This window comes from Alkalihalobacterium sp. TH-98 (assembly GCF_057473385.1).
The window spans coordinates 1-11,966 of the sequence record NZ_JBYCKM010000037.1 but is presented as its reverse complement, the minus strand read 5'-3'; the positions used below and the strand labels follow the sequence as shown (position 1 = coordinate 11,966).

The window sequence follows — 11,966 nt, the reverse complement described above, 5'->3', positions numbered from 1 at the left end:
CCAAGGAGGCACTCCCCGTGAAACCAGGCCACATCGACCAATTCTCGCATTTAAGTCCGTTCTCTTCGGTAAAAGATTTCAATGAATCCATGAAAAAAGCAAGAAAACAATACGAGCCTCATTTTACGAAAGGAGAACGGATTGCTCTATTAACGTTAATTCAATACAGCGTAAAAAAGTATGGAGTTTGTAATGCAAGGGTGGCTAAACTGGTACAAGCCGCCCAAGCGAAAAACGGGAAAATATCTCGCTCGACGTTTGAACGGATGCTGCGCAAGGCAAAAGCCCTCGGCATCCTTAGTATCCATCACACGATCCGTCAAAAAGGAGGCTACTCTCATAACGTCTATGTCTTCCACCGCTTTGACGAATCGCAAGACTCACAATTGACAAATCGACACCCTGTGACAAAACCAGACGCAGCAAGACTTCAAGTCCAAGAAAAGGCCCCAGAAGCTCCATCTTTTCAAACTAAAAAGCAAAAACATATTAAAGAACTACGTCAGCCAACACTAGACTCACTCGATCACACATTCGTACCGTCGTACGTCCCAACCCCGTTTGTCAAAGTGGCCAAACCGTTCTTCAACCGCGCCAAAGACATCTGTTCCCTATGGGACAAAGCCTTGATCGCCTACCGCTCGATGAAATTCCACCAATCGATCGATATGTTCCTTCCAACCATCATTCAAGCGTTTAAAGAGACGGTCTATAAATACAAACAAAGTTATATTAGGACAACCTTTATTCAGTACTTTTACGGGACTGTAGCTGGGAAATTAGCGGTGGAAAAGAGAAGGCTAATGGCGGAGGATATGCCTTGGGGTGGATGGTTAGTGGGGAATTAATAGAAAGAGGGATGTTCCCTACGGGGGTAGTGCTTTGGAGGCAGTGGGAGCATCAGCCAGACGGTGCTTCTCATACCCTAGTAGAGGTCAGACTCTAATTCATCTACCAACGTGGAACAAGATTTATCGGGGTGTCACTGTGACGAACTCCACAAGCCTTCTTCTCCTCTCTTCCACCGTTCCTGGAAAATAGTTTAAAAGACGCTCCATATCGAGATATACAGGTGGTATCATTTTGGGTTTCGTGTAGAACTGAAAGCTGCTCCACGGATAGTGTTCAGGGGAGCGTACCATCCTTGCTTTTACAGGGTTTAAGAAAATATAACGACTCACTTCTAGCATTCCTGTCGTATCTTCGATGAGCTCAGAATAAAATCGTTTTTCGAACACGTGACCCGTTAAGCGGTATTTCGTATTGTAGTAGTTAGCATAACGTTTATTTAACAGGGCCATGACTTTGGAGATGGATGCTTGTTGGGAACGTAATTGGAGGTGAAAATGGTTGGTCATGAAACAATAGGCGACAAGTTCATAGGGGGTGTTTTCGTAGATTTTTTCAAGCATATGCAAGATTTCAATAAAATCATTACGATCTCGAAACAACGGGTCGCGACGGTTACCTCGACATACGATGTGGTAAAAGCGATCAGGGATAATCACTCGTCTTCTTCTACTCATCTACCAATCCCCCTCTAGGGAAAATTCCGAGATCAAAGATGCATTTACTTCCACTTTTCTCAGTTGAAACGCCTCGACTATGGCACGATTTGAAATGGACACGTGACCTTCCAAGTCTGAAATGGTTCTTGCTAATCTAATGATTTTAATATGAGCTCGATTACTGAGTCCTTGGTGCATACACTTTGAATCATTTTCTGTTGTGACATGGCTAATTGTCCTTTTGAGACTAGCTGATCAAATAATACTTCACTGTTCGTTAGGTCCGAGCCGTATCGTTCATACTGTTGTTTTCTCGCTGCGATGACCCGATTTCTAATGACCTCTGATGTCTCCATTGATTCTAATGTGGCTTCTTGTAAATTCACAGGTTTTAATGAAAGCAAAATATCAATACGATCACGAATGGGACCAGATACTCGATTTTGGTAAGCGATCACTTGTTTGTCAGAACACGAACAATAATGCGTACTCGAAGCCCGATAGCCGCATGGGCACGGATTCATAGCAGCAATAAAGATAAACTTAGCAGGATAGGATACCGTGGAATGCGCACGACTAATCGTGACTTTACCATTCTCTAAAGGTTGCCTTAACATATCTAATGTTTTCTTAGAAAACTCCGCTAATTCATCTAAAAATAAAGTGCCTCGATGAGCAAGAGAAACTTCTCCTGGCTTAGGATTTGAGCCTCCTCCAATGATGGAAACGGCAGAAGCGGAGTGATGTGGGTGTCTATAGGGAGGTGAAGTAAGTGAGTCAAGCGGAGCGTCTGCTAATTGATAGAGACTAACTTTCTCGAGTTGAGCTTCTTGCGATAAAGGAGGCAAAATCGTCGGAAAGGTTTCAGAAAGCATACTTTTTCCACAACCAGGCGGTCCATCCATCATCACGTGATGCCCACCCGCAGCCGCAATCTCCAGTGCTCGTTTAGCAAACTCATGACCGATAATTTGCCGAAAATCCCGATCCTGTTGAACCTCTTTAACCTCAGCCACTGCAGAAGTCTGATTAGTAAACGGTAAAACAGGTTTACCAGCTAAATGTTCAAGGACATCATCAAGACAAGTTACATAGACGAGTTCTAATCGAGCGATATCAATGTTAGGAAGTTGTTCGTCAAAAGGCAAATAAAGCTTTTTCATCCCGAGTCGCTTTGCGGCTAAGATGGCAGGGAGCATACCGTGGACAGGTTGAATGGAACCATCTAACGATAACGCTCCAATAAAAGCAGCATCAATCGGAATCGTTTCATTAATGAATTTCCCGCTTTTTAACACACCTAGAGCGACAGCTAAATCAAACAACGGGCCATTCTTTCTTTGCTCTGCTGGTGATAAATTGACAACAACCTTCTTATCGACTAGCGAATGCCCCATCCGATGCATCGCAGCTGACACACGCTCACGCGACTCCTTGACAGAAGCATCAGGCAATCCGACAATAATGACAGATTCCACCCCTTCCATCACTTCAACTTCCACCTGGACAAGGTACCCCTCTAAGCCTTTCAAACCAATACTATTCACTTTTGCAGACAAAATACACCCCTCCAAAAAGGTAGTTTTTTGATGAATTTTTAAAGAAAGAATTAACGATTGAAGTTATTGCAGATAAAAACGAAGAAAAACATGAGGAAATAGAGAAGTCTTTCAATAGAATTACTATCATTATAAAAAGTATGGAAAAGCACTGTCAACCAAAATATGCTGCTTCCCCATACCAATTCCGTTATCTTATCAAATAAAGTTCGGGAAATTCCGGTACCTACTGTGCCGGTTCTCCGTGAAACATTCCGTGAAACATTCCGTGAAACAAGATTTTCCGGGGTGTCACAGTGACAGATTCCCCGTTTCCAAATGACTCCTAATGCTTTATAATAAGAAGAAATCTAATGACAGTAGGTGAAAAAATGAAACCTATAAAAGTCGAAAGTACAGACATGAAAAGAGTACTTCAATCGGATAACCGCTATATACAAATCGGTGAGCGTAAGTTTCTATTGGTGGAAGTAGAAAATGCTAAAGACAATGATTGTTACGAAGTAACGGACCCTGAAGAAGAAAGACAATTACTTCAAGCATTAAATGATCATAATCCTCTATTATCTGAAGAAGAAATTAGGAAGCTATTAGGGAACTAACATGGAAATTCATTGGAGGAAGTCTGCCATTCAGTCGTTACTGGAATTGGATCAATGGAGACTTAATATTGAATTACCGCCTATCGCAAGTTATCTTAAAGACACTATTCATACCTATTTTCAGCAGCAAGATTTTTCTATTTATATTCCTGGTCGCCAGGTCCTCATTAGAAGCATGCCAGTCGATCTCAGGATGGTCTTATTATCAGTTGGAAATTCTGATCCATATAAAGTCTTTTATCGTATCACAGGTAACCATATCGAAATATATTTAATTCGACACCCGCACCAGAAACCGCTGTAATTCCTCAATTAATCACGATTTATCAGTTGTTTTGACAAGAGAGCAAGGAACAGTCATATGCTCCCATCCCCCTGTGTTTTACACACTTTTTTTAATCCCACCAACAAACTTTTTCATGGGTTAACGAAGCACAAAAGGTGTCAACCGTTCCTACATCCGCTACCGGACTAGACCTATCTAACGCGTTAAACTTTAGCTGAGTGGGAGACAGACCCCCGATTTTCCAACGCGGTGCCATTGTGACGGTTTCTAAAAAAATCGTGTATATTAATGATAATAATTAAATCATTTAAGGAGTGGTCTTATGAGTATTCGAAAAGAAGACCTTCATACACTGATAGATCTTGTAAATGAACGTGATACAAGGTTGGTTTATAACCTTATTAAAGTTGTAATTGAAAAAGATCATGACAAGGAAATTACTATTGAAGCAGATAACTCTCCATTTACAGATCAAGAAAAGGAAATCTTAAAACAAGCAAAGGTTGATATTGAAAACGACGTACTCATTGATTGGGATGACGTACGTGCCTAAATATAGAGTAAGAATTAGGAAACCTGCTGCAAAGTATTATGAAAAATAACCACCTATTGGTGTTAAATACTGTTTAAATCAGTCCATTTCACAACTACTTGTGAGTATGGACTGATTTTTTTACGTGAAACATTTTATGTGAAACAAGATTTTTCGGGTTGTCACTGTGACGTATCTCTACAAAATCACTATATTAACGAGGGTCATGATTTAAATACAATCTCACAGGCATATTTCGAATTTGATAACAAATTTATACAAGAGCTTATTGAAGCTTATGCTAAAGCAAGCATCAGTAAAAAAACAAAAAATAAAGCTCATGATGACTTCGGTTCTATGGGTAAATTCTTTGTAAATTGTGCAGTAATGCTTCTAAACAAAAAGGAATATACGGATAAAGATGCAATAACTTTTAGTCTTATGGAAATAGCTTATGAAGTTTTAGTGAAAAAATATGGGAAATTTAAAATGCCTTTAAAGGATGAGGAAATTAAACAATTACAAAGAAAGAAATCTGGTTTGGCCATTGCCGTTTTCTTATTACAAAATAAGTTTAATTTGATTGATAATAATGAAACAATAAGAGAAAATTATTATAAAGGCGATTCAGACAGTAAAAAGTTAAGACATTACTCCAACATTGAAGTAGAAAATGAATTAGGAGAACAGTTTGTTTTTGTACTATGCCATCATGCTGATCAATCATGGAGTGATGATGAAATGATCGAACAATTTAAAAGTGATGCTTATAATTTTGTCGAATTAATTAAGAGGCAGGCCTATTTAATTAAATAAAGGGAAATGTTATAATTTAGTTAAGGGGGAGATGCAATGTTAAATCAGCCCGTTACTATGCTCGAAGATGAAAAGTTAGATGAAAAACGTGAGGAATTTTTTAAACTTTATCAAGAAAAATTAGGTATCGATCCTAGGGAAAAAAACGAGGATAATGAACAAAAGAAAAAAGTCTCAATAAATATCTTTGGAATCAAAGCAAATATTTAGTATGTTTGTTCAAATTAGTTATGATGAACATTGGCTTCTTATCAAGGTTCTATAAATAATGTTATTAGTAAATTAATATGTAGCATCTATATATTAGGTATAGTACTTAATACCTAACCTTTGGTTAATTCAAATTTTGAACTAGTGAAAGGTTTTTATTATTTTTCGGATTGTCACAATGTATTTTGCAATAAACATTTTGGGGATTAAAACAGTGGATTGGAATTATTAAACCAATCCACTGTTTTTTTAGTACACACATTTACCAGCGTGAAACATTCTGTGAAACAAGATTTTTCGGGGTGTCACTGTGACGGTTTCTACCATTCTATTACTTCGGGATATTCAGCGGTTGACTTTAAATTGGTCACATGACAATCATATTTTTTTGCTGCATCTAACACAGCATTCTCTAATTGTCGATAATCCTGCCCCTTTTCTGCGAGTCGCTTAGCCATAATGGATAGGTTTTTTACCCGTTTATCCTTATCCATTTTTATAAATTTACAGTTTAATTCATCAACATACTGTGTAGCATAATCATCAGACCAAGCATAGTCTTTATTCATCATCTTTACTACCCGGTTAACGGATGTTTCGGGTAGCGTTTTGTTCAAACAACTTACTATTGCAGCTTGAAAGCTTCGAACAGATGCAATTGATGGGTCCCAGATGGTTCGATAATCAGATAAGTAGTTGTAATTGTTCTTAGCTCGCTTTCTTGCATATAACCTAATAAAATCATTTAAAGCCATTGTAACAAAAAGGATTTCTGGCCATAATACGTTAAAGGCTAAATTGGTATTTTTGTCATTTGTAATAATCGACAAGTGTCTCATCTTATCTTGATCTAGCCCATTATGTACAAACGTGACTTCACGATGTCCCATTATAGCATGCCGAAGATCATAACAAACTCCTAGGACCCTTAATCGAGCTGCTTCATATCCTGTCCATTCCCATTCATCACCGACAACTTCATGTAGTGAATCATATAGCAACTCAAAATCATAAAAATCCCCACTTATTGCAACACCTGTATTATTGGTTGTAGACTCAACGCGGATCATTTATCATTAACCATCCTCTCTTTATAGGTTAAAACATCTTGTTTCTAAAAATATTTCTACATTCTCTAACTGCAATTATACAAGTTCTAAACGTTAAACAGAAGCAGGAGAACGGTGATGTTCACCCCAAAAGTTAGACCAAAAAATAACTTTGGGATGTTTTATATCAAAATATGATTATGAGTGTAAAAAGGATGGTGCAATCAGAAACTTAAGATCCATTTTATAGGAAACCAGGAAAAAGGACAGTCACTCGTTCTGCGGTAGCCTATTTCAATATATTGAGTAACTTCTCGCTATCGTGAGGAAATATTCCGTACTTGGCAGGCAGCAGAACCATTCCCCTGCCTCCTGTGGAACATTGCGTGAAACAAGATTTTTCGGGGTGTCACAGTGACGATTCCCAATACTTAACTGAAGATAAAGGTCTTCGCTTTTTAAGAGAGCATTTACAAGCCTTAATACCAGTTATGAAACTATCAAAAGACATTGATGATTTCAGAGCAAACTTCAACGCTGTATTTGCTGACAAAATTAAATCTATAAAACGGATGAAAGAAGAACAAGAGTACCAACTATCATTTTCTAAAAATCAAGAGGATTAACTTACCTAAGCTATGCTCTTATTACAACAACCCACCAAGTAACTGTATAAAAACCTATACTTCAACTTAGTGGGTTGCTTAATCCTCTATTCCTATAATCATTTCATTAGTGAGCCCACCAAGTTTAAATGATGGGCTGTAATAACGAATAACTTTTGTTTTTTCTGATTCATATGTTTTGAATTGCTATTTTTCATGTGGCCAGCAAGTCTTAATTTGGAAATTGTCAGTAAGGATGAGTTTAATTTCAAGCCCTTTATTATCTTTACCAATCCACTCTGGATAGGTTCCAGTATATTTACAATCAATAAACGCTTCACTTATTGATGTAATTACTTGTTCCCTAGTGTAGCTTTTGGGAAACATAGTTTTCGGACTAAACTGCTTTGAAGTAACTCTATTTAATACATTTGCCTTATAGGCACCTTTTTTTCCAAAGCCTTGGTTTCTATTAATTTCTTCTGCCTTATCGCCAATTCCTTGTTCACTAGAGGAATGATAGCCTCCTTTACGATCTCCCTCAAAGATATGGGCTAAGGTATGATTTACTACTTCACCATTTTCATCATATTCAATCCAATAAATATCATCATCTAGATCTTCAGCTTTTGGCTTGTCATTAAGGAACAATGACTCTCCAGGAATAAAATCATTTTTAAACCTCTTTAAACCAATAAAGCAAATATGATATGGTATATAATCATCTTCATTATCTAGTTCTTCAAAAGTTCTAAACAACAAATCTTCCCTTTTTAAAGGCATAATAATAACCTCTTTCCTATTTTTGTGCTTTTGCTAGTGTTAATATTTAAGTCATTTACTCAAGCTGTTTTTATTATACATTCATCCCTGTATTAATTGAGCTTACAGGGATGAATGTACCAGATTAATACTTTGAATATTCAGTGCTTCAAACAATGTTTGAAAGTTCGACACCGTCTCATTATCAAGTTGGATTTCCCTGTTTACTACTTTATCGTGAAATTCTTTTGCAGCTAATTTCTTCGACGAACTAGAACCATCATATGGGGTACTCAAATTTTTAGAGTCATCTTTAGAAATTAACGACTCAATTGTCATTGGGTTGCTCACCATTTTCTCCTTAACTACTTCTTCGTTACAACTTACGAATACAATTTTATCTTCTAGAGTCTCATCCAGTTTATTGACTAATACATCGTATTCGTTGTAACCAGCTTTATCATAGTCTAATAAAATCTTAAATTCACATCCCCAACCAATTAAAATTGAAACAATTCTATTGATATTACTAACACCTGCTGAAGGTATGATATTTGGGACATTATCAATATCCAAATAACTTATCATGGCATTCATATACATATAATCTGTAATGCCCTCGGTGATTAGATTGTTTTTACTAGATGGTCCTATATTAAACTTTAAATCCGCTCCGATAGCTTGTACTAATGGGGATAAGGTTTCCATTTTTGAGTCATTTGATAAATTTTGGTCGTAAGCACTCTTAAATATTTTTGTATTACCTTCCTCAACTTTTTCAATGGCCCTAACGTTGGATATGTCTTTACTGTCTATCATGTATGGAGAATGTGTAGTATATATTACTTGGTTTTCTCTATCTGCTAGTCTTGAAAATAATTCTAGGAGTTGCTTTTGAGCATTTACATGTAAATATACTCCTGGTTCATCTAGCAAATAAACTAAAGAGGAATTTTTATACTCACGTGAAAGTACATCAACAAATATACTTATGTACCAACGTAATCCATTACTTCTTTCGCTTAGATTCATTGCCTTATCATCAGTTAATATATATATTTTAAAGATACGATTTTCAAATTCTACTTGAAATTCAATTTTCTCTTGATTATAAAATTCATTAAACCCTGCCTCAATGTTTTTCTCAATTTTTCTTGCAATTCTATTTCGAACAGTTTTCCTATTACCATCTATAGGGTCTTCGAATGCTTGCACTATTTCTTGTTCCGTAATACCTGCTGCTACAAGGAATCTATAAAAGATATGGTTTGGTTCTTTAAGAATATTTTTTATATCATCATACTTATAACTGGCTTCTAATTGCGGGTATTGTTCACGGTAATACATTCTAGGTAGAAGAGAATAATATTTTGTAAGACAATTATCAATAATCTCCAATTTCTCAATCAAGTCTTCCTTGCTTGTATAATCATTGGTTATCCAATTTTTTAAATTACCTAATCTAGCGCTATGATTTATATAAACTTGTGAAGTTATGGCCTTCAAGCCATTCAAATAATCTTGTACTGATTTAATGCGGTTAGAATCATTTCCCCAAACACTTCTAATATTCTTTTCTAGAACACATTGAATAGCTTCCATTAGTAATTCATCATCGTTCAATAATTCCGATAATGCACCTTCAATCTTAACCACTGTATTATCTGTGAAACTAATTGATGTATTTGCTTGACTAATTTCAAATTCATTTAATTCACTTTGATAGTATTCCAAATGAACAATGACAGAAACTTCATCAGACGCTCCCCTATTTTTATTATTAAGGTAACTAGAACTAAGTGGTTTCTCAAACGATAATTTACCTACAGCCTCTAAAATATTACTCTTACCGGACTCGTTCTTTCCGATAAGGGCAGTAACTTTTGGATCTACAGATAAATAGTTCTCTTTCGATCCTATTGACTTATAGTTATTAATCTTAAAACCAATTATCTTCACTTTGACCTCCCCAATACTCCATAAAATTGATTACTAAACCATTTACACATGATCTGCAGCCATTTGTTTACACCTTATTTTACCACACCACAATCACAAGGGGTCTGTCCCCCACTGCGTTAAAGCGGTGGGGGACAGACCCCTTCCTTAGTTATACTTTTTCAAACAATATTTTATAGGCTTCCTCTAATAAATATTATTTGTTAAGTATCACTAACGTTTATTTTGCTACTTCATTTACAAACGGCCTTAGTCTCTCTGAAATATCGTCTACTAGTTTTTTTGTATCGATCGAAGTGTCATTACTAGCTTTATCGTAAGCATATTGAAGGATGTCTAGTAATGCCTTTTCATCTAATTTTGTCTTAACAGCCAACTTTCTTAACCCTCCTAATTTCCTATACATTTCCCTCTAATATGGTAACACAAAAAATCACTTACAGTTCAACAAATGTTTCGACAAAAAACGAGGTCTGTCCCGGTTCTCTAAGTCCCCCTCCAAGCCATTCAAACCAATACTATTCACTTTGGGGAAGCATAGGGACGGTTCTCTTGCTTCTTTCACTCCCTCTATGCTTTTTTACGAGCAGCAGATCCTATTTGTTATACTGAGCAACTTCTCATTAAGAGAATTCCCATTTCCCGTCATGCCTAGGAAGCACCAGAACCGTCCCCGTGCTTCACACGATTACCCTTTCTCTCTAATATAAACCCATCTAGCACATGAAGCTAGATGGGTTTTTGCTGTGCGGTTTGTGCCTCACTGTGATGATGCTATTCTCGTTTTCTATAAAAAGGGGGAGCAATCACAGACCCCCATCTTCAATCTAATTAGGAAGCACCAGGAAACGCCCAAAAAATTTTTTTATAAATTTTTACATATTATTCCATTCCATCGGCTATAGCCTATCGCTCATTCCTTTTTATTGAGTAATTATAGTAGATAAAAAGGGGCTAGAACATTGGCAGTCGATAAAAAGAAAGATGCTAAGGTAGAAAACGAGTTAAATAAGGTCGTTGGTAAAACGATTAGATTAAGACGCAAGCGTTTAGGCAAATCCATTGAAACAGTAGCATTGGATGCGAATATCGATCCCTCTTATTTAAGTGAGATTGAACGAGGAAAATCAACACCCTCTTATTATATCTTGCTAAAAGTGGCGTATGTCATCGGTCTCAATAACCATGCCCTGTTTGCAGGCACTAGAAAGGAAATTGAGAAGCTACTTAAAGAAAAGGAATTCCACGAGGAGAGTTAACTTCTATCTTCTCTACCTTAAATATCTCCCCCGTCCACTCCTTCATAATTGAAGATACTGTTTCCCTTTTTAAAAAGCTGTTCCACACCACAAAATCCCCCAAAAAAGGAGCCCAAACCATGACCCCAATCATCCTTCCCCACTATAAAATCAACCCAAACACGATGGCCGTTCTTCCTGCCTATCATATCGACTATCAAGCGATCGTCTGGGAGCGCACCCAACACTATTACGTGAAAAAGCCTTCGCTTCAACTCATTAAAGAGGCCTGCTTAGTAGGCGGTGCTGATTTTGACGGCAGGAGAGCTGCCGTTACATATAAAACAGGAATTACTTCGAAATCACCCATACCTATTCATCCAGGTGAACAAACTTATGCCTTTCCCACTCATTCGCCCAAGCTGCATGAATGTCATTGGCTATTCTATCACCACATCAAGTCGCTTCACCGTCACCCGGACACGCCCACACACACCATCGTTACGTTCCATGATGAAAAAGAACTGTTACTCCCTGTCTCTCTCTACTCGATGGAACGGCAAATGCAGCGCACCTCTTATTGCATTGTGCGTTTTTCACAACACTCCACTGAGTTTCCACATTATAAGTGACACGCTCTAATCAATTGTTCTCCTCTTCTGCTTTCTATGATCTTCACTCCGTACGTATTCAACTACCTATTCATTAATAGATTAAAACAAGGTACCAATGACTTCCCCATAAAAAGAACATAATCCAAGGAGGCACTCCCCGTGAAACCAGGCCACATCGACCAATTCTCGCATTTAAGTCCGTTCTCTTCGGTAAAAGATTTCAATG

16 protein-coding genes are annotated in these 11,966 nt (G+C 37.2%); 9 read left to right on the top strand and 7 right to left on the bottom strand.

Annotated features, from left to right (window positions below; translation table 11 throughout):
* The coding region (locus tag AC2VNP_RS13395) for a hypothetical protein (protein WP_486917807.1) at positions 1-848 on the top strand (848 nt) is incomplete at its 5' end.
* Positions 849-971: 123 nt separating this feature from the next.
* Here the strand turns inward: AC2VNP_RS13395 and AC2VNP_RS13390 are convergent.
* Genes AC2VNP_RS13390 through AC2VNP_RS13380 form a run of 3 tightly spaced genes read right to left on the bottom strand, consistent with a single transcriptional unit; the run spans position 972 to position 3,067 of the window.
* On the bottom strand, positions 972-1,526 hold the full coding sequence (locus AC2VNP_RS13390) for a transposase (protein ID WP_486917806.1): 555 nt from the start codon (positions 1,524-1,526) through the stop codon (positions 972-974).
* Positions 1,527-1,706 carry a magnesium chelatase subunit ChlI family protein gene (locus AC2VNP_RS13385; protein ID WP_486917805.1) on the bottom strand — a complete coding sequence of 60 codons (180 nt, stop codon included), beginning with the start codon at positions 1,704-1,706 and terminating at the stop codon, positions 1,527-1,529.
* Positions 1,658-3,067 carry a YifB family Mg chelatase-like AAA ATPase gene (locus AC2VNP_RS13380; protein ID WP_486917804.1) on the bottom strand — a complete coding sequence of 470 codons (1,410 nt, stop codon included), beginning with the start codon at positions 3,065-3,067 and terminating at the stop codon, positions 1,658-1,660. The genes AC2VNP_RS13385 and AC2VNP_RS13380 overlap by 49 nt, the downstream gene beginning before the upstream one ends.
* Before the next feature lie 371 nt (positions 3,068-3,438).
* Here AC2VNP_RS13380 and AC2VNP_RS13375 point away from each other — a divergent pair, with 371 nt between their 5' ends.
* The 5 genes from AC2VNP_RS13375 (at position 3,439) to AC2VNP_RS13355 (ending at position 5,513) form a co-directional block, all read left to right on the top strand.
* Positions 3,439-3,669 (top strand): hypothetical protein, encoded by a 231-nt coding sequence (locus tag AC2VNP_RS13375; protein ID WP_486917803.1) that lies wholly within the window; start codon positions 3,439-3,441, stop codon positions 3,667-3,669.
* 1 nt (position 3,670) lies between these two features.
* A complete protein-coding gene (locus AC2VNP_RS13370; protein ID WP_486917802.1) occupies positions 3,671-3,973 on the top strand; it encodes a hypothetical protein in 303 nt (100 codons plus the stop codon).
* A 304-nt stretch (positions 3,974-4,277) separates the two neighbouring features.
* Positions 4,278-4,508, top strand: a complete 231-nt coding sequence (locus tag AC2VNP_RS13365; RefSeq protein ID WP_486917801.1) for a hypothetical protein — start codon at positions 4,278-4,280, stop codon at positions 4,506-4,508.
* A gap of 138 nt (positions 4,509-4,646) precedes the next feature.
* A complete protein-coding gene (locus AC2VNP_RS13360) occupies positions 4,647-5,303 on the top strand; it encodes a hypothetical protein (RefSeq protein WP_486917800.1) in 657 nt (218 codons plus the stop codon).
* Positions 5,304-5,339: 36 nt separating this feature from the next.
* Positions 5,340-5,513, top strand: a complete 174-nt coding sequence (locus tag AC2VNP_RS13355) for a hypothetical protein (RefSeq protein ID WP_486917799.1) — start codon at positions 5,340-5,342, stop codon at positions 5,511-5,513.
* 320 nt (positions 5,514-5,833) lie between these two features.
* Here AC2VNP_RS13355 and AC2VNP_RS13350 read toward each other — a convergent pair whose 3' ends face one another.
* Positions 5,834-6,583 (bottom strand): DUF6904 family protein, encoded by a 750-nt coding sequence (locus AC2VNP_RS13350; protein ID WP_486917798.1) that lies wholly within the window; start codon positions 6,581-6,583, stop codon positions 5,834-5,836.
* Between the two features lie 320 nt (positions 6,584-6,903).
* On the opposite strand from AC2VNP_RS13350, the gene AC2VNP_RS13345 reads away from it, so the two are divergent.
* Positions 6,904-7,188, top strand: a complete 285-nt coding sequence (locus tag AC2VNP_RS13345; RefSeq protein WP_486917797.1) for a hypothetical protein — start codon at positions 6,904-6,906, stop codon at positions 7,186-7,188.
* A 186-nt stretch (positions 7,189-7,374) separates the two neighbouring features.
* Here the strand turns inward: AC2VNP_RS13345 and AC2VNP_RS13340 are convergent, their stop codons facing one another.
* The 3 genes from AC2VNP_RS13340 to AC2VNP_RS13330 all read right to left on the bottom strand — a co-directional run bounded on the left by AC2VNP_RS13340 (position 7,375) and on the right by AC2VNP_RS13330 (position 10,264).
* Complete coding sequence (locus tag AC2VNP_RS13340; protein ID WP_486917796.1) at positions 7,375-7,950, bottom strand: EndoU domain-containing protein; 576 nt, start codon at positions 7,948-7,950, stop codon at positions 7,375-7,377.
* Between the two features lie 102 nt (positions 7,951-8,052).
* Positions 8,053-9,888: an AAA family ATPase gene (locus AC2VNP_RS13335; protein WP_486917795.1), complete on the bottom strand. Its 1,836-nt coding sequence runs from the start codon at positions 9,886-9,888 to the stop codon at positions 8,053-8,055.
* A gap of 220 nt (positions 9,889-10,108) precedes the next feature.
* The gene (locus tag AC2VNP_RS13330) at positions 10,109-10,264 is read right to left on the bottom strand and encodes a YwzD family small protein (protein WP_486917794.1); all 156 of its coding nucleotides are present in this window, start codon (positions 10,262-10,264) and stop codon (positions 10,109-10,111) included.
* A gap of 586 nt (positions 10,265-10,850) precedes the next feature.
* Here AC2VNP_RS13330 and AC2VNP_RS13325 point away from each other — a divergent pair.
* Together AC2VNP_RS13325 and AC2VNP_RS13320 are read left to right on the top strand one after the other, a co-directional pair.
* Positions 10,851-11,147, top strand: a complete 297-nt coding sequence (locus AC2VNP_RS13325) for a helix-turn-helix domain-containing protein (RefSeq protein ID WP_486917793.1) — start codon at positions 10,851-10,853, stop codon at positions 11,145-11,147.
* A gap of 119 nt (positions 11,148-11,266) precedes the next feature.
* Positions 11,267-11,758: a competence protein ComK gene (locus tag AC2VNP_RS13320; protein WP_486917792.1), complete on the top strand. Its 492-nt coding sequence runs from the start codon at positions 11,267-11,269 to the stop codon at positions 11,756-11,758.
* Positions 11,759-11,966 lie beyond the last annotated feature (208 nt).